Genomic DNA, 18,914 nt, shown 5'->3' with positions numbered 1-18,914 from the left:
TGAGTATTAATATCCACGAATTACTAAAACTATCATTGGGAAGAGGAACTAAAATGTCAAAAATAGTAAAAATCATTGGTCGTGAAATAATGGATTCACGCGGTAATCCAACTGTTGAAGCAGATGTACATTTAGATAACGGTCTTTGGGGCCGTGCATGTGCACCATCTGGCGCATCAACAGGTAGCCGTGAAGCATTAGAATTACGCGATGGTGATAAATCACGTTATTTAGGCAAAGGTGTTCTAACAGCAGTAAATTACATTAATGGCGAACTTGGCCAAGCTTTAATTGGTCAGAATCCAGTTGAGCAAGCTAAAATTGATGCCATTATGATTGAGCTTGATGGTACAGAAAATAAAGAAAAATTTGGCGCAAACTCTATTCTAGCTGTGTCATTAGCAGTTGCTAAAGCTGCAGCACTTGATAAAGGTGTTGAGCTTTACGAACATATCGCTGATTTAAATGGCACTTCAGGCCAATATTCTATGCCAGTACCTATGATGAATATCATCAACGGTGGTGAGCATGCTGATAACAACGTTGATATTCAAGAGTTCATGATCCAGCCAGTAGGCGCATCAACTTTCACTGAAGCTTTACGTATGGGTGCTGAAATTTTCCATACACTTAAAAAAGTATTAAGTGATCGTGGTTTAAGCACTGCAGTTGGTGATGAAGGTGGTTTTGCACCAGATTTAGCATCAAATGAAGAAGCACTTGCTATCATTACTGAAGCTGTAACACTTGCTGGTTACGAAATGAATAAAGATATCACATTAGCATTAGATTGTGCTGCACCTGAATTCTTCGTAGACGGTAAATACGACCTTAAAGGTGAAGGTAAAGTATTTGATTCAGCTGGTTTCGCTGATTACTTAGCGGGTCTTTCTGAGCGCCACCCAATTGTTTCAATTGAAGATGGCTTAGACGAAAGTGATTGGGCTGGTTGGAAAATCTTAACTGATAAAATCGGTGAGAAAGTACAATTAGTAGGTGATGATTTATTTGTTACTAATACTAAAATCCTTAAGCGTGGTATTGATGAAAACATCGGTAACTCTATCTTAATCAAATTCAACCAAATTGGTTCGCTTACTGAAACTTTAGAAGCAATCAAAATGGCTAAAGATGCTGGTTTTACAGTTGTTATTTCACATCGTTCAGGTGAAACTGAAGATGCAACAATTGCTGATTTAGCGGTAGGTACTGCTGCAGGTCAAATCAAAACTGGTTCACTATGTCGTTCTGACCGTGTTTCTAAATATAACCAACTACTTCGTATTGAAGGTACTTTAGGCGATAAAGTTGCTTATAAAGGCCGTAGCGAAATTAAAGGTCAATAATAAATCTGCTCACTAGCATGATTTAAATAAAAGGTTTGGTTTTACACCAAACCTTTTCCATATTTGAAAATAACCTACCTATTAACTCTAAAATAATTCTAACATCTTTAAAAATCACTCAAAGCTTTTCATAACACATTTATATTAAAGTTATATATAAGTGATTAGTCGTGGCTATTAAATTAAAAGAACATGAAAATTCAACAACACAAGCACTGACTGAAGTAGCACTTGCTTTATCTATGGCATTTTTTGCACTGCTGATTTTGGCTTTAATATCTATGGGTGTGCCAGCAGAATCAAAACAGGTATCAGAGTTAGCTAAAGCAAAAACGATAGCAGTCACTAAAGAAAATACAGACAAAGAAAAGCAAACAAAAGGGGAAGCGCTTAAATATGTAATTTATTATCATGGTCTTTTTTATGATACAGATCTGAATTCAATTAAAGCTAACAGTTTTAACCCTCAAGATAAGCTTATTTTAGCTATCGAAAGTAATTTGCCTATTTCTAAGGTTATTACACTTAAAACACAAATAAACAGCTCAAACCTTTTGATAACAACCTTAAACGAGCAATGGTTATCACGTCTGGAGGAAATATAATGGTTTCAATAATCAAAATGTGTAATAGGAGTATAAGGAATATAGCTAATAGTATTAAAGCCTGTTTTATCTTTATGTTATTACTGTGTGCTACTCATAATGCACAAGCGTCATATCAATCTGAAAAATTAAAAGTGATGAATACTATCATTGAAAAGTCGATAGCATATGATCTAGACCCAATTTTGGCATTGTCAGTTGCCAAGGTCGAATCTAACTTTGAAGGCGATGCTTTAAGTCATGCAGGGGCCAGAGGTGTGATGCAAATTATGCCCGCAACAGCTATGGGGGAGTTTAACGTATCAGCAGCACAGCTTTATGATATCTCAACTAATATAGATATAGGCATTCGGTATTTAAAGCAGTTAATGAATATGTACGACCAAAGGTTAGATATTGCTTTATCTCATTACAATGGTGGCTCAGCTGTTAGGCAGTATGATGGCAGTTTAAAAGTGATCCCTGCAACACATAAGTATGTGCGTAAAGTTATATCAACGAGCAAAAATTTTAAAAACCATGTATTTGTAAATAAACTAATAAAAAAACATATTAATGAATACTTTGCTAAAAATAGTGACAGCGAAGCGGTATTGGATGAAATTGATGACTATAAGTATTTATCAGAAGATGAATTAGCTAAATTAAGCCATATAAGAAAGATCAGACGTCACAATTTAACCCGCAATAAAAAATATAGAGCGCCGCAGCAAAGTAAAGAATCAAATATAAATAAACAAAGTAATCATGTTGAAGACATTAGCATGTTGACACGTAAGCAAAAAGTAAGACAATGGGAGTCAATTTACAAACCAAATGGTCAGTTATCTAATTAATGGCTATTTGGTAACTCATAACTGAATAAAGCATTAAAAGGTTAAGGAAAATAGAACAAAATAATGTAGGGCCTATAAATATCAATGAAAACCAAACACTTAAAGTCAAAAGTGAGTTGAGGTTTCTGTATGCAAAAATTATAGATATATTAACACATAAAGGTGAAATCTCCGGTGGTGACAAACAGGAGTTAAACACTTTAGCTCATGTTGCTGGGTTAGACGAAACGGCTTTAATGTGTTTTATTTCTGAGATTGAGCTCAGTATCAGAGAGCAACTAATACCGTTGAAAAATTGGTTAGCTAGCTTAGAAAAGCATATTTCAGTTATTGAAACAGATAATAAATTAAAAAAAGCATTAATTGAATCAGGCAAGGAAATTGGTTTAACAGAGCTGCAGATCACTGATTTTTTTAAAGATAAGCTGCAAGAATTGAAATCAAATCCTACAAAATTAAATGAAAAGAAAATAAGCAGGAACAACTCTGAAAACATTCAAAAATATTTAAAATCAATCATTCAAGTTTGCCAAGCCTATAAAAATAAAATAATTATATTAATAACCCTAATCGCTTTAACATTCACAGCGATAAGCTGGATTGAACATTTTCAATTAGAAGAAAATGCTTGGAAGAAAGCTAAAGAAACAAATGATATAGATAGTTATGAACGCTTTAGCCAATCTTTCTCTAATGGTGAGTATGATGAATTGGCGCAATCCAGAGCTGATGAAATTATTCATGATAAGTGGACTGCGGCTAAAGTTGAAAATTCAGAATTAGCTTATAAAAACTATATCGAAAAGAATCCTCAAAGCCCTTATCTAAAACAAGCAAGAGATAATTTAAATCAATTAATAACAGATAAAAAAAATAAATTTAATCAACAAGATGATGCCGCTTGGCAGAATGCCCAAAAAATTAATAATGAAGTCTCATATCAAAAGTACTTATCAAATTATATGAGTGGCAAGTATGCCAAACAGGCTGAAAATAACTTATCACATTTAGTTTTAATGCGTAAAAACAAAGCCATAGAGTTAGATAATCAAGCTTGGCTGTTAGCAAATAAAACCGATACAGAACAAAGCTATACAGCGTACTTAAATGAGTATCCTGAGGGACAATATACTGATAGTGCATTGGCGAAAGTGGAACAATTAAAAAATAAACGTACATTTTTACACTCTTTTGATGTGCAATTTATAACGATCCCTTCAGGTGACTTTATGATGGGTGTAAAAAATATTTCTAGTTATGAAGTACCTGTGCATAAGGTAAAAGTCGCGACTTTTAAGCTTATGGCTACAGAAGTCACATTTGCATTATGGCAAGCATGTTATCAAGACAAAGTCTGTTTACATCAGCCTAAAGGTTTTATAAATAGTAAAAATAAACCTGTGGTTAATATCAGTTGGAATGAAATAACCAAACAGTTTATACCTTGGTTTAATAAAAAAACAGGGCAAAAATATCGTTTACCTAGCGAAGCTGAATGGGAGTATGCAGCAAGAGCGGGAAGTTATGATAAATACACATGGGGCGACCGTATCAATTGCTCACAAGCGCGATTTGGGTATTATTCAAATCAGTGTGAAAAACAAAAGTATCCTGACGATGTTAAAACATATCCTAAAAATAGGTTTGGTTTATATGATATGCACGGTAATGTGAAAGAACTCGTGCAAGACTGTTGGAATGATAATTTTAAGAATGCGCCCAATGATGGCTCTGCTTGGTTAACAGGGCGTTGTAGTAAGGCCGTATTAAAAGATGGCTCCTACAAAAGCAAACAAAGCCAATTACGTTTAGGTGTGAGGTATCGTCACGATAAAAATGCACGTTTTGATGATGATGGTTTTCGACTAGCGCAAGATTTATAAACAGAGGAAGTGATATTTTGCAAAAAATGACAAGTGTGATCACTAACTTTGGTGTAAGTGATGAGCTGCAAGGCATATTTTATTCCTTAAGAGAAATGCCGTCATTACACAATAGTGAACAAACAAAGTTTAAAAAACATGAAATAGATAGCTTATCGCAAAATATAGTCTGTCGAAATTATGGCAAGCTTTGCTTAGAATTAAGTTATTTATGTTTTGCGATCATCAATTATCAGGCGCCTGAAAAGAATGAAAATACACGTCGTTTTTCACCATTATTAAGTTACTTTTGGCAAAATGAGTTTTTATCACAAGCACATTTTAGAAATCACTTTCAAAACAAGTTTAGTAGTAATGAATATGAGATATTAATTACTGATAACCTACTGCGTGTAAACCTTAAAAGCACACAATTTGATATATCAATTTCTAGAGTAGGTTTACTCGCTGCACTTTTGGAGTTTATTGTTTATGTAGACCCTAATTTAATCAATGAATTTGAATTAAGTTTAGTATCCGCAGACACATTAAAAATAAAAGAAATCACATCTGACTTACAAAAAAAGATATATCAATTTTTAACGCAACATTTGTCATCAGCGCAAGAGCAGCGACGCTTTCGTTTTATGGCAAGTTTTTTAGATAATCAGACTACTTCAGAAAGTAAACTTGATAGCACGTCATGGCTAACCGATGAATATATTTTAAACTTTTGGTTTAATGCCAGTGAAGAGGGCAATAATTTAGGTTTTAAGTTATTTTCTAGCTGTTTCTATGAGTTGGTTTCATTTCATCATGCTTTATCTGTTTCTTATTCAAAAATAAATGCACGTTCATCTTTATCAATTGGTGAAAACATTGAAGCAGGAGAAGTCTCGGCAGACTTATTAGAGCAAACTTTAGTACAGCTACAACAAGATAAACTAGAGATAGATTGGTTAAATGAAAAACCTAAATTTTTAACAAAAAACCAAACCTTGGCTTTAAAACCCATTATTGAATGTTTGCCTTTTTCTAAAAAGTTAGTACTTACAGTTGCTAGAGTGCATGTATTTGGTAGTTTGCAAGCTGCAATAGTACAAGCGGCTCGAAAAAAAGATAATCAGTTAATCACTCAAAAAATCAATCAACCCCCTGAAACAAACTATCAATTATTCAATGCGTTAATATCTGAGATTTATCAGCAAATTATTGATACTTTGTGGGCTTTATTACATATAAACCATCAGCATGAACAAGCACAAATGTTTACTTTGTTTAATCAGTTAGTAACAGATAAAAAGTTACTAAAAGAATTACAAGCATTATTAGCACTGCAAGTAAATAGTACTAAGATAAAAAATATCAATGCGCTATTTAATGAAATGGTTCAATGGCAATTAAAGTTACCTGAATTAAATAAAACATTAAAACATGCAAACCGAGTTTTTAATGCGAATAATAAAGCAGGGTTTAATACATTACCGCAATTGCAAGAACTTGATGTTTATCATGAAGGCCAAGACTTATTGCTAAAGTTAAAACAAGAGTTAAACTGCTTTATTGGTCAGTTAGATACATTGTTAAGCGAACAATCTCAGCAAGCTAATTCAAAAGGTGAAAATTTTCGCTCAGATACTTTCATATTCTTTAATAAGTTAAATTCACTTTATGGAGTGAGCGATGAATAATGAACAGCAATCTTGTAACAATAGTTTGGCAGAGAAAGTTTATATTGCACATCAGCATCTAAAACAAATACACGAAACACAAAATCACTCAGTTGTTTTATTTGGCGATTTATTTGCTTATATATTTGCCAAAGACAAAGCTAATACATTAAAAATTGAGTTAGCCATCAAACAAAACTTAAATACTCGAAACCAGTATTTAATGCTACTTGAGCAATATCAGTTTTCAATAAGTGACTATCAAGCAGCTGCAAGCAGTGAACATGATTTAAATGAACGATTTGGAGAAGGTTTTACTTTAAAATTTAAAGCGACTAAAAAACATGTTGATCAAATATATGTCATATTAATGATAGAACACAGTGCTGCGCATCATCAAACGGATGAAATTATTTTACACTGTCAATTAAACGAGCAAGTTAAACGCGTACAATTTCCTAATTTAATTGATGGCAGGAGCCAGCTAATACTCGAACAAGAATCACCAGAATATCAATTATTAAGTAATGCAAATGCAAAAATATTTTTATTATAATGAAAAGTCCTAAATGAAGAGCCATGTTTTTATAGCGACAACACAAGGCTTAGTTGCCGTTCAGGATATAGAGTTAATTGATGATCCTGATGTTATGTCACTTGTATGCCTTAATGGCACCGCGCAATCATTAAATATAAGTAATGCTTATCATAGTTTTGTAAAAAAAGGCTCTGGTATTATTCAAAAAGATTTTAATGGTCAGTCTTATCGCATTGATGTATCGGGCAATATAGATCATGGTAACAGCTGGCAATTAGGGTTTTATATTGCGCACTATTTAGAATCAATTGATTTATTAGGAGATGGCGTACCTAATGAAAATGATCATATATTCTGTTTAACTGGCGAAATCAATATAAAAGATAAGTCAGTTAAAAATGTTACTCATATAACAACTAAACTTAAGCTTGCACAAAATCAAATTTTGACTTGGCAAAACTTAGGTTTTGACGTTAAATTTTTATTGCCTGTACAAGATTATTTAACAGAAAAACTAACACCTTATAAAGCATATTGCATTCAAGTTTCTGATTTAGAACAGGCGAAATCACATTTGCCTAAAGCTAATAAGGAGGTGACTAGCAATATTCACTTAATTAATAAACCAGCGAACAGTTTAAAAAAAATATCACCCCAGAACTATATAGCTCACAATAAAAATGCACTATATTTGATAGTACTTAGCGTTTTACTTTTATTATTTATTATAAATACACAGACTGCTCAAGATAATGAATCACAACAAAAGGTTGCGCTCTTTGAAGATGATAACCACCCAGAAAATAAAGTTAATGTGACAAATGAAAACCCATATTTAATTGCACATGTTCGAGAAAAAACGTATTTAAATACCGATAATAAAAAGTGTGATGAGCCACTTTCTACAAATAAATTAGATTTAGTAAATGGTCGATTTAAAACTTTAGCACATGCCAAATTATGTCAGTTATCATTTATCGCACCAGAAAACACCAAACAAGTGTTTATGTTTACTCGGTATAAAAAAGAGCTTATTAATTTAAAACCTGAAAAAAACACTTGGCCAATCACAATACCAAGCAATTTAAATAATGATCTTTTTTATTTATTATTGCCTTTATCTTCACCTTTAACTGATGCTCAAATTATTTCTTTAAATAATGAAATTAAACAGATTAAAGGCCCTATAACAGTCGCTTCCATTTCACCTATTCTAAAACGATTATCAATAAATACGCGTTTACTTCAGCATAAACTTATGACTTTTTAAATTAATCTAAAATTAAATAATAATAAATTAATTATAACCCCCAAAAAAAACCTCAAAGCTTTTCATAGTTAATTTCATACCAATAGATTTAATAATTTTGGAGTGAAAATGAAAACGCATCAGTTTATATATTTAACTTTAGCAACAAGCATCGCTTTATTAACGGGTTGTAGCTCAACTACACCTACTAACAAAGAAAGCCAGTCAATCTCTAACATCGCTGTTGTTGATTCTAATGTACAAGAGAAACAGCCTGAGTATGTTCAACCAGTTACTTTAGATGAAGACTGTAAACACAACGCTTTGGCTTTAGATAACGCAGCCAGAACATCAAGTTCAACGGCACAGTATTTAGCTTCAGCACGTTTATTATCAAATTGTATAAGTGACTTTTCACATAAAGTGCCGTTGCACCTGTCACAAGATGTGATGCAACTGCATGCATTATCGATTTTTAATTACATAAAAGGCGGGGATGTAAGTCAGGCAAAAATGGCTTTTGTGCAATTTAAATCTGCATTTCCAGGGCAAGATTTATATTTCAACGATTACACCTCATTAATTGATACCGCAACGGCATTATTAGAGCCTTCTAAAATCAATGCGCAGCAGGTGGTTTCTTTAAATATTAGCCCGCAATTAAGAGAAGAACTTCAGCGTCGTCAATATTGGTTAAACCACTAAATAAAAATAGAGGAGAGAGTCATGTTATTACATAAAGTAGTTTTCTTATTCATATTAACTAGCTTTAGTTTTTCAGCTATGAGTTCTGCTGATGGTCAAAAGTCTAAAGTGAGTTGGCAACCGGTAGCAAGTGATAAACTGATCCGTTTACCTGTCAATATTATTGAAAAACGTGTTGAGCAAGACTTTAATATGTCACCTATGGCATCACGTGTTAGCAATATTGAAAAAGAAATGCTTAATACAGTGAATAAGATGAAAGTCTTAGGCGAACAATTATCAAATGCGCAAGATGAAGATTTGATAGAACAGCGTCACGCTCTGTTACAGCAAAAGTCACATTATTTAGACTTATTACAAGAAAGTCAAAATTTAAGACAGCGCGCGTTAGTTACTAAACAAGATTTGTATTTAAATATTCTAGATAAAATGACCGCTCAAAATCAGTCAAATTCTAGCAGTTTAGGTTATCAGCTGCGTCAATCACAAAAAGCAGCCAGAGTACGTATGGAAAAAATGATCACCCGTGTTGACCAGCACTTAGTAAATGGCGGTTATGACGAAGCATCCCCTTATGCTACTGAGTATGCTACCAACTTAGATAAAATTAATCAGCTTAAAAACAAAATAAGCCAACATAGCGCCAATAAATCACCGACTTTAAATGGGGTAGAGGTCACCTCACAAGAATATTTGCGCCAATTATTAATTGATGTGTCATCAGAGCAATCTCTGTTAGACCAAGAAAGTTTGTTATTAAGTTATATGGCAAGACTTGTTGCCTTAGATGCAAATGAGATGGAGTACCAAATGTCTTACGGTGCAGATGAGATGGAAGTTAACAGACAAGAAATCACATCCCCTTCAAGTGTTGCAGATTTATTTTTATAGGAATTAAGGAACATATTATGAATACAGTAATGAAAACTAAAACGGTTATTGTGTCTTTATCAATCGGTTTTTTAGCAAGTGCTTTTTCTCTATCAGTAAACGCACAATCAGCTTTAACGCTTGAAAATTTAGAGCGAGAACGTGCTGCGATGTTAAAAACATTTACCAGCGACCAAATCACGCCAAAACAGCAAAAAATGAGTATGAATGCGAGTTACCGCAGATTAACAGATGTAGAGCGTATGGTGTTACGTGATGATAGATTGTTAAATAATCAGTCAGCTATCGTACAAAGAGCGTTTCAAAACTATGAACTGACATTTTTAATCCATGCTAGTGCAGAGAAAAACTTATTACCTATGGAGCTTTGGTTAAGTGAACTGAACATTAGCAGTAATAGCATTTTATCGACTAAAAAAGGACGCCGCTAATGTCTACTATGGAGGTGAAAAACACATCGTTAATGATGAGCTTTAGCCAAAATATAAAAAGCACATTAGGGCTAATGGGTGGAGTCGGTATTATTTTATTAGCGCTAGTCAGTTTTGTTATGCAAATGAATTTAGCTGACTTATTTGTTTGGTTAGAAAAGGTATTTAGTTGGAGCTTTATATTTTGTTATAGCTTGCTATTGGTCATAGGTATCTATTCTGGCGCTAAAGTAAAAACGGCCAATAATACTGAATATTGGTATGAAGTGGGTAGCCAAGTTTCAAATGGCATTGCAACTTTAGCATTAACATTTACCTTACTCGGTATTAGCTTAGGCATTGGCTCTTTAGGACAGCAGTCATTAACGCCAGAGTCGGTTCATTTAGTGATAGGTGAGTTAACTACTCATTTTTCAACGGCATTTATGACCACCGTAATAGGGTTACCAACGGCAAACTTGATCAGAGCTTGGGTATCTTTAAGTGCAATTGCTGATACACCAGATCAAAATTGAGCGCTTTTAGTTTTGCCATATTATTGAATTATGAAGTTTAGATTTTAAATAGGATAAAATTATGAAAACACTTATTTATAGCATTTTTTACTTAAGCGTTATTACTGCAATTGGTTATCTTGCTTATAGTAACTCAAGCAGTAAAGCATGGTTATCAAGTGTATTTACAACACAAAACCAAGGTAAATCAAGCCAAGAAATGCTGGTGGATATAACGCAATCAATCAATATGCAATTTCAAACATTGCAGCAAAAAAATGAAGTTCAAAGCAAAACGGTTGCTATGTTAGAGCAACAAATGAATGAAATAAAAGCACAAATGAAAGAGATGTCCGATGCAGCCAAAATAAAAGAGAGTCAACAAGAACAACAAGTAGCAAAGCAAAATAAAATGATAGTTTCAGATGATACTTTAGCAACTAAAATACAAACTAGCCAAATTACACAGCAGCAAGATATGCAAGCTATTGCACAGCGCAAAATGTCATTAAGAGAGATTGCAGATAAAATGAATATGAAGGCGTTAAATAGCCTTAATCCAGGTTAAACACAGTTATAAAACTGATTTGATTGAGGTGACACTATTATGATTAATTTAAAGTCGAACATTCAAAAAAAGGGGCTGTTTTTATTAACAACGTCATTATGTTTAATAGCCATTTTATACCTGTTAAATCAGAAAGTAATAGAGCAACATCAAATAAAAAAATTAGCTAATAAATTTTTACAGGAGCAGCCAGAGCAACAAATTCAAAAAGAAAAACAAGCACCAAACACCACTGAGATCAACTTATCAAATATTGAGTTACCCGCACCACCAAAAATAAAAAGGGGTCGGAGTCAATTAAATCAAAATAAGCCAAATAAAATCGCAAATACAAAAAATCAAAACACTCAGCATAAAAGTACCAAAGCGATTAAACATCAAGATACAAAAAATGATAAACCAGTGACAGATCAGCAAGCGATAAAAAACTATCAAGATGTATTAGCTGGAAAAGGGCCTTCAATAGAAGTGGCATGGCCAAATTTAGTCAGTGAACGTGAAATGTTATTTCAGTTATTAACGCAATGCACAGGTATGAGGCTAGGTACCTTAAATAATGGTGATATTAACTTAATAGCAAATAGCCACGTAAAAAACGTAAAGCTGAGCGATTTTGTGCGTATTATTAATGGCAAAATGACAAAAAGTGAAAAGTATCAATTTTCAAATACTCAATCAGGCACCCCGGTAAGGTTATTTCCGCTATCAATTGATATAAACCTAATTAAAAAACTCAGTGAAACAAAAACATACTATAAAAGTCAATTTATCACGGGGCAGTACCAAGTTGCTTTAGGTAATATTTGGTTAAAAAATATCTCTTATGATGGCATTCAAGCAAAAGGCCCAAGATTATTATGGCAAAATGATTGTTAACAACCTATTTATTTGGCTTAAATGCTGCATAATGTAAAGTATACTTATTAAGGCGGAAGTCAGAATGCGACTGTGGCACAGCATATTATTTTTGTTATTTAACTTATGTTCCCTAACGCCGGCCTTGGCTGCAGATAAACCCAATATTCTTATAATTGGTGAAGATGCTGCAGGTGATTCGGTACCTAGCGATAGCAGGATTTTCAAACGTGTTTTAGATGCTTTAATTAACCAAATGCATGATCGAGGCTTTGATGTGTATGATCAAGCAATATTGACCTTATCAAATAGAAATAGCGCTAAAATTCGAAGGACTGACAGTGAACTGATTGAAATTGCGCGAGCCAGTAAAAGGCCTCCTATTGATATTGTTGTTATTTTTCAAATATATGCCAGTACACAAAATTTAACATCTCGCACCAGAATAAATACTTTGCTGATGGGCCGTTTATTAAATGTAAAAACAGGCAAGCACTTAGGTAGCTTTGAAGTCGATAGCGGTAAAAGCTTTAACGGACCTGTTGAGTGTAAACAAGAATGTATATTGACCGTGGTGGGAGATAAATCGCGGGTATTAGCAAATGACTTAGGTGCAGTATTAGCCGAAAAGCTATTATGGATAAATAATGGTGATGAAATATCAGATCATAATGATTCAAATAGCATGACAACTGAATATGCTCTGATCTTTGATGGTTTTAACGCTAAAGAATATATGGCAATAGAAGAGTATTTAGTGATTTTTTCAGGGTATGCTCATCATAGACCAATCGAAATCAGACATACCCGCAGTGAAATTTGGTATCAATCAACAATCGGTACTGCTAAGTTAGATCGCAACTTAAACAAAATGCTTACTGAATTAGATATGCAAAGTGTTATTAATTTTGAAGGGAATACTTTTACAGTGAAAAGAATTACCTTTAGAAATAAAAAAGCAAAGGAAAATAATGAAGTTTGGTAAAGTTTATTTTGTTATATTTTTACTGTTTTTTTTATTAACCGATAAAACTTTAGCGCAATCAAACTGGCAACTCGTTGTTGTACCACAAGGAAATGTAAGTAAAAAACAAAATAACATCGCCCCTAAAATATACTTAGATATCACAAGTGCACTCTCAACTCAGTTAGTAAATGATAACTTTACTGTATTTGATCAATCATTATTAAACTTAAATAATTGCATAAATAAAACCTGCGACGTGATCTCAGATAATAAATTATTAAGCTTAGCTCAAACCTATAATTATAAATCACAGCAATTAGCAGTTAATTTAGCCATAGTTTATCGAATTGAAATCTTTGATGAAACTATATTTAATGTTAAAGGAATGCGTTTCAGTTTTTCAAGCTATTTAGTTGATTTAGACTCAGGCGAAAGAGTTGAATCTTATAGTGACTCTAAAAGGTATAACGATTTAACCGTAAACTGTGAAGGTGAGTGTTTTAAGCGCTGGCAGGCAAAAAAAGCTTATCAATTAGCGCAAGATGCTGGTTATATATTAGCTTTAAAGATTAACCGATTACCTAAGCGTTATCGCTATGATTTAGAGTTTAGTCGCTTTAATTCAAGAGACCTAAAAGCCATCACTTCATTTTTAAATGCTATTTCAGAAAATAAAACATATATATCTTTGTCTGATTTTACAATAAAAGGGACGGACTCAAATAATGAAAGTAATAAACTGATTACTTTGACGTCAAGTTACCCTGCTAGCGAGCTAAATCAATTATTGCAAAAAGAGTTTGAGCAACACTCTTTAACGGTTTTAATTGATTATAGAAGTAAGCTAAGCAAGTTCACCATAGTCAAAAGTACATCACCTATACCAATACAGTTTTTAAGTGTGCTATTGATAGCTTTATTTTTAGGCACTTTTATCTATTACTGTTTTTATAAGTTAAATCAAAAATCAGCCGTAAAAAAAGTAAAACAAGCGATTACAGCTAAAGAGTATTACTTAGCTTATTCTCTGTTAGATAAACAATTAAAAAACAAAAATATAAAAAAGTCAGTCGTGAGTGAGTTAGGCTTATTAAGAAAAAACCTTAATGAATATATAGTTCATATACAAGGGAATGTTGTTGCAGATAAGGCCTTGTCAGGCGTGCACTTTTTCATAGATAAACAAATCGATTTATGTAAAGTGAAAGCGGATCATGACCATTTAACTATAAACAATCATCAGCTCAGTTTTGGTTATCAACATTTAGATGAAGCAGGAAAACAGTGCCAATTTATTTATAAAAACAATCACTTTTATTTGCTAGGACAAGGCAGTAAATATGGTTGTCAATATAATGACAACCAGTTATTACAAGGCAGGTTAGTGCAAATAGAAGCTGATAGTAGGCTTCTACTTGCCAATGATATTAACCAAGAGCTAAAGGCTTGCCAATTAATGCTTAACCTAAGTCAGTATGATTCTTCAGCTTTGATTATTTCTTTTAATTCATTACCTTTACAGTTTTTAGAGTCTAATGATTTAGCTATAGTATGGCCTGATCATGAGCTAGATTTAAATAAAACTTGGGTAATGCTTGGAGAACGACTGGCGTTAGGCACGCAAGATAAAAACATTATTGATATTGGCTGCATTAATGGCTCTGAGGCTATTGCTTATTTAAGTTATGATTCAGGTTATTTTATTGAACCTGTGAACAGAAAAACGCCTAAGTTAAAAATGAATAGCCAAGAGATATACGCTAAAGTTCCTATCGATAAAAATGCATTGATCAGCTTAGATGGCTGTGAATTTAGTTTAAATTCCAAATTGAGCTTTTAAAATATCTCCAGTGAAATTTGTTTTTAAATAGAAACCTCTAGGTAAAGTCTGAATTATTTTACCATTAGGACCTATGGCATCAGTTAATGCTTTAGAATTAGCTGCTTTAGGTCTAATTTGCAGTACTTGACCTAGTTTTCCGTTGATTTGATCTATTTCACCAAGCGCAATCATTTCAATTTGTTGCTCCCAGTCTTTTTGTAATAATGCTTCTTGGCTTGGTGTAGGTTGCCATAAAAATCCTGAACCAATAATTCTCTGTTCAGGAGCAATATCTCTTTCAGATAAAATAGGTAGCCATAAAACATGATTAAGTTTCTTTTTAACAGGCGACTTTTGCCATGTTAGCCCTTGTAACTCTTTAAGAGGAACAACAGATACAAAGGTTGTTTCAATGGGTTTGCCTGAGTAAGAAATTGGTAGTGTTTTTAATTCAATGCCCAAATTAATAAAGTCAGGTTCAGGTTTAGAGCCTGCCATAGCACCTAATACCCATTCTATTAATTGTCCGATCCAGCCTTTTTCTCTCAATAAGTCTTTAGGTGTTTTAAATTGGTACTTAGATGCTAAATCACCTATTGTTAGCCCTGCAATATCATCAACGCGGCGTAATAATTCATTGATAGATTGTGGTGCACTAGGGCGCATGCTTGTGGACATTTTAAATACCGAACAATTTTAGGAGCTAAATAATAGCAAAAAATTGTTTTTAACCCTACTTTTCTTAATAAAACACTTGATATTTGTTTTGAAATTCAAATTTTTAAATTTAACAGTGTATAACTTTATAGCAGTGTGTTTTTTGTTCTATTTTGTTTTTGTTGTTTTCTTATGACTCTAAAATAGATTTGAAATTTATATCCTATTGTTTTTAATGTTTTTTTTTATTTTTTTTGTGTTCTTTTATTTATGTTTTAATAGTTTTAGCTTTAAAATACAGGAATATGAACATAGTTATCCACAGAATCTGTGGAAAAAGCTGTTTTAGTTATCTCGACCTGTGGATTTGTTTGCAAAATATACGTATATGTTAAATGTTATGCACAGCAGTAATTATTATAATCATAACCTTGCCGTGGTAGATGCATTATGGAACAATCAACATAGAATATATGATTTTTAAGAGGCACTATAGGTGATTGACGCCGAAGGATTTCGTGCTAATGTTGGAATTGTGATCTGTAATAACCAAGGTCAGGTCTTTTGGGCTAGACGTTACGGTCAACATTCATGGCAATTCCCACAAGGTGGCGTAGATGATGGGGAAACCCCTGAAGAGACTATGTACCGTGAACTTCATGAAGAAGTAGGGCTATTACCTGAAGATGTTGAAATAGTAGCAAGCTCAAAACATTGGTTACGCTATAAGTTACCAAAAAGGCTGATCAGACGAGACTCAAGTCCAGTATGTATTGGTCAAAAACAAAAATGGTTTTTACTTAAGTTAAGATGTAAAGATGAAGATGTTAATCTATTAAAAACAAATCATCCAGAGTTTGATGATTGGCGTTGGGTGAGTTATTGGTATCCGGTACGCCAAGTTGTTTCTTTTAAACGAGATGTTTACCGACGAGTTATGAAAGAATTTGCGCCTATTGCAATGCCTTTTTATAAAAAAGAAACGCATTTAAAAGAGCCTTGGCGCCAACGAGATAAACGATATTAAACTCACAGTCCTTGATTAGGGAGAATAAGGAGTTTAGTTGTGATGCACAGTATATTGAGGCTAGTTTATTAAATGCTAGCCATACTTCGTAAAATTGCACAGGCTGTTTCTCAACAGCCTGATTTGACCAGTGCGCTTGAAACCTTTGTTTCTTTAGTTAAAGAATCAATGAAAACCCAATCCTGCTCAGTATATTTTGCTGATTATAATCAAGAAAACTTTGTATTAATGGCAACTAAAGGACTGAACCCTAAAGCCGTTGGTAAATTTAGAATCGGTTTTACTGAAGGCTTGGTTGGCCTTGTTGCACAACGTGAAGAGCCTTTAAATTTAGCATTTGCTCAAGACCACCCTAGATTTATTTATTCCCCTGATGTTGATGAAGATAATTACAATGCTTTTTTAGCTGTGCCTATAGTGCATCAAAAAAAAATATTGGGCGTTATTGTTATTCAGCAAAACTTAGCTCGTGTATTTAGCCAAGATGAAGAGTCATTTTTAATTACTTTATCGGCACAGCTTGCTTCACAACTGGCTCATGCTGAAATAAGCGAAATACTCAAACAAGATGAAAAAACGCATCAAACCTCCTGTTTAAAAGGTGCTTCAGGTGCGCCTGGTATTGCCATAGGCGAAGCTTTTGTTGTAATGCCTAAGCTTTCGTTTGCAAATTTTGAATTGAAAAAAACTGATTTAGCAGTCAGCAGTCATATTGAGCAAATAAAATTATTTAGGCAAGCAGTTGCCGCTACTCGTAATGAATTTTCAACTATGTCACAGGAGTTAAGTGATACTTTACCTAACGAAGCTTTAGCTGTTTTTCAGGTCTATCAGCAGTTATTAGATGCCAAAAGCTTAGGCCAAAAAGTTGAAAAAGAAATAAAACATGGCTGGTGTGCCAAAAGTGCTTTAAAACGTGTCATTGAAAGTCTTGTTGGCCAGTTTATGGCGATGCAAGATAACTATATCAAAGAGCGTGCTATTGATGTTCAAGATATCGGTATACGGGTATTACATCATATTGTTGATACGGAATGCGCTTTAAAAACTTATCCAGATAATATGATTTTGGTAACTGATGTACTTACCCCAAGCATGTTAGCGCAAGTGACCAAAGATAAATTAATGGGTATTATTAGTATTAGTGGTGGTTCAAATTCACATGCATCTATTTTAACAAAAGCATTAGGTATTCCAGCTGTTTGGGGTGTCACTGACTTGCCTTTATTACAAGTTGATGGCAAAGAAATGATTATTGATGCTTATGCATCAAAAGTTTACATTTCACCTTCTAATATTTTAAAACAAGAATATAGCCAGTTTAAAAAGCAAGAAGGCATATTACATGATCAGTTTGAATCTGAATATCAATTAGATGCCTGCACTTTAGATGGCGAGCATATTCAGTTACTACTCAATGCGGGGCTTGAAGTCTCAACTGAGCTTACCAATGCACACTTTTGTGACGGTGTTGGTTTATATCGAACTGAAGCTTGGTTTATGCAGAAGTCACAGTTTCCAACACAGTTAGAGCAAGAGAACTGGTATAGAGAAGTGCTCACTAGCTATCATCCATCACCTGTGATCATGAGAACACTCGATATAGGTGGAGATAAGGTTTTAAGCTATTTTGATGTTGAAGAAGAAAACCCATTTTTGGGTTGGCGGGGTATTAGATTTAGTTTAGATCACCCTGAGTTATTTTTAGAGCAGTTAAAAGCGATGCTTAAAGCCAATGCGGGTTTAGGTAATTTAAAAATATTATTGCCTATGGTTACTAATGTGACAGAGGTAGAAGAAGCGCAACGCTTATTAAAACAAGCTTACTTTGAACTAGAAGATGAATGGGCTGATCAATTCTATAAAATAGAGCAGCCAGAAGTTGGTGTAATGTTAGAAGTGCCTTCTAGTATATTTTTACTGCCTGAATGGGCTAAAAAAGTAGATTTTTGTTCTGTAGGTAGTAATGACTTGACGCAATATTTACTTGCCGTAGATCGTACAAATTCGCAAGTTGCAGGATTATTTGACCCTTATCACCCCTCAGTTTTAAGGGCGTTAAATCAAATTGCACAAAATTGCATGCAGCATGAATTACCTTTTAGCTTATGTGGCGAGTTGGCTGCTGATCCTGAAGGTGCGATATTATTAGTTGCTATGGGTTATAGGAGTTTAAGCATGAACCCAAGTTCGATTAATAAAGTAAAATGGGTATTAAGAAGATTAAAAATTACAGACATGGAAGATTTACTCAAATCTTGTTTAGGGCAATCGTCAGCTATTGAAGTACATAGAATAATTCGCAACTTTATTATCTTAAATGGATTGAGCCAGTTACTTTATAAAGTTAAAGAAGCTTAAGTTGATATTTCTGTCGGATTAAGACATTGA

Annotated in this window: 18 protein-coding genes; 17 read left to right on the top strand and 1 reads right to left on the bottom strand. The window is 33.5% G+C overall.

Annotated elements, in window-relative coordinates:
• Positions 1–53: 53 nt before the first annotated feature.
• From eno to PSA_RS16315, 15 genes are all read left to right on the top strand, one after another.
• Complete coding sequence (gene eno, locus PSA_RS16385; protein ID WP_042143092.1) at positions 54–1,346, top strand: phosphopyruvate hydratase; 1,293 nt, start codon at positions 54–56, stop codon at positions 1,344–1,346.
• A 170-nt stretch (positions 1,347–1,516) separates the two neighbouring features.
• The gene (locus PSA_RS16380) at positions 1,517–1,951 is read left to right on the top strand and encodes a hypothetical protein (RefSeq protein ID WP_052379829.1); all 435 of its coding nucleotides are present in this window, start codon (positions 1,517–1,519) and stop codon (positions 1,949–1,951) included.
• The gene (locus tag PSA_RS16375) at positions 1,951–2,787 is read left to right on the top strand and encodes a lytic transglycosylase domain-containing protein (protein ID WP_193216485.1); all 837 of its coding nucleotides are present in this window, start codon (positions 1,951–1,953) and stop codon (positions 2,785–2,787) included. The genes PSA_RS16380 and PSA_RS16375 overlap by 1 nt, the downstream gene beginning before the upstream one ends.
• A gap of 116 nt (positions 2,788–2,903) precedes the next feature.
• Positions 2,904–4,670: a formylglycine-generating enzyme family protein gene (locus PSA_RS16370; protein ID WP_052379827.1), complete on the top strand. Its 1,767-nt coding sequence runs from the start codon at positions 2,904–2,906 to the stop codon at positions 4,668–4,670.
• A 17-nt stretch (positions 4,671–4,687) separates the two neighbouring features.
• Complete coding sequence (locus tag PSA_RS16365) at positions 4,688–6,340, top strand: hypothetical protein (RefSeq protein WP_042143090.1); 1,653 nt, start codon at positions 4,688–4,690, stop codon at positions 6,338–6,340.
• A complete protein-coding gene (locus tag PSA_RS16360) occupies positions 6,333–6,875 on the top strand; it encodes a hypothetical protein (protein ID WP_042143088.1) in 543 nt (180 codons plus the stop codon). The genes PSA_RS16365 and PSA_RS16360 overlap by 8 nt, the downstream gene beginning before the upstream one ends.
• A 13-nt stretch (positions 6,876–6,888) precedes the next feature.
• The gene (locus PSA_RS16355; protein ID WP_042143084.1) at positions 6,889–8,127 is read left to right on the top strand and encodes a hypothetical protein; all 1,239 of its coding nucleotides are present in this window, start codon (positions 6,889–6,891) and stop codon (positions 8,125–8,127) included.
• A 108-nt stretch (positions 8,128–8,235) separates the two neighbouring features.
• Positions 8,236–8,811 carry a hypothetical protein gene (locus PSA_RS16350; RefSeq protein WP_042143082.1) on the top strand — a complete coding sequence of 192 codons (576 nt, stop codon included), beginning with the start codon at positions 8,236–8,238 and terminating at the stop codon, positions 8,809–8,811.
• A gap of 21 nt (positions 8,812–8,832) precedes the next feature.
• Positions 8,833–9,702, top strand: coding sequence for a hypothetical protein (locus PSA_RS16345; protein ID WP_052379826.1), 870 nt, complete (start codon positions 8,833–8,835; stop codon positions 9,700–9,702).
• 17 nt (positions 9,703–9,719) lie between these two features.
• A complete protein-coding gene (locus tag PSA_RS16340; protein ID WP_052379825.1) occupies positions 9,720–10,133 on the top strand; it encodes a hypothetical protein in 414 nt (137 codons plus the stop codon).
• A complete protein-coding gene (locus PSA_RS16335; RefSeq protein ID WP_231665276.1) occupies positions 10,133–10,648 on the top strand; it encodes a hypothetical protein in 516 nt (171 codons plus the stop codon). The genes PSA_RS16340 and PSA_RS16335 overlap by 1 nt, the downstream gene beginning before the upstream one ends.
• Positions 10,649–10,709: 61 nt before the next feature.
• A complete protein-coding gene (locus tag PSA_RS16330; RefSeq protein WP_042143078.1) occupies positions 10,710–11,195 on the top strand; it encodes a hypothetical protein in 486 nt (161 codons plus the stop codon).
• A 39-nt stretch (positions 11,196–11,234) separates the two neighbouring features.
• A complete protein-coding gene (locus PSA_RS16325; protein ID WP_042143076.1) occupies positions 11,235–12,071 on the top strand; it encodes a hypothetical protein in 837 nt (278 codons plus the stop codon).
• Between the two features lie 64 nt (positions 12,072–12,135).
• Positions 12,136–13,035 (top strand): hypothetical protein, encoded by a 900-nt coding sequence (locus PSA_RS16320; protein ID WP_052379824.1) that lies wholly within the window; start codon positions 12,136–12,138, stop codon positions 13,033–13,035.
• Positions 13,022–14,857 carry a hypothetical protein gene (locus PSA_RS16315; protein ID WP_042143073.1) on the top strand — a complete coding sequence of 612 codons (1,836 nt, stop codon included), beginning with the start codon at positions 13,022–13,024 and terminating at the stop codon, positions 14,855–14,857. Before PSA_RS16320 ends, PSA_RS16315 begins: the two co-directional genes overlap by 14 nt.
• On the opposite strand, the gene mutH is transcribed toward PSA_RS16315, so the two are convergent.
• Complete coding sequence (gene mutH / locus PSA_RS16310; protein ID WP_042143118.1) at positions 14,834–15,505, bottom strand: DNA mismatch repair endonuclease MutH; 672 nt, start codon at positions 15,503–15,505, stop codon at positions 14,834–14,836. The two genes, PSA_RS16315 and mutH, sit on opposite strands and share 24 nt — an antisense overlap.
• Positions 15,506–15,992: 487 nt before the next feature.
• Here mutH and rppH point away from each other — a divergent pair, with 487 nt between their 5' ends.
• Entirely contained in the window at positions 15,993–16,523 is a 531-nt protein-coding gene (gene rppH, locus PSA_RS16305) for an RNA pyrophosphohydrolase (protein ID WP_042143071.1), read from the top strand.
• A 72-nt stretch (positions 16,524–16,595) separates the two neighbouring features.
• The gene (ptsP, locus tag PSA_RS16300; protein WP_042143068.1) at positions 16,596–18,884 is read left to right on the top strand and encodes a phosphoenolpyruvate--protein phosphotransferase; all 2,289 of its coding nucleotides are present in this window, start codon (positions 16,596–16,598) and stop codon (positions 18,882–18,884) included.
• Positions 18,885–18,914 lie beyond the last annotated feature (30 nt).

Origin of the sequence: Pseudoalteromonas sp. '520P1 No. 423', from assembly GCF_001269985.1 — a bacterium.
Classification (GTDB): Bacteria; Pseudomonadota; Gammaproteobacteria; order Enterobacterales; family Alteromonadaceae; genus Pseudoalteromonas.
This window is presented reverse-complemented; position numbering and strand designations above follow the sequence as displayed.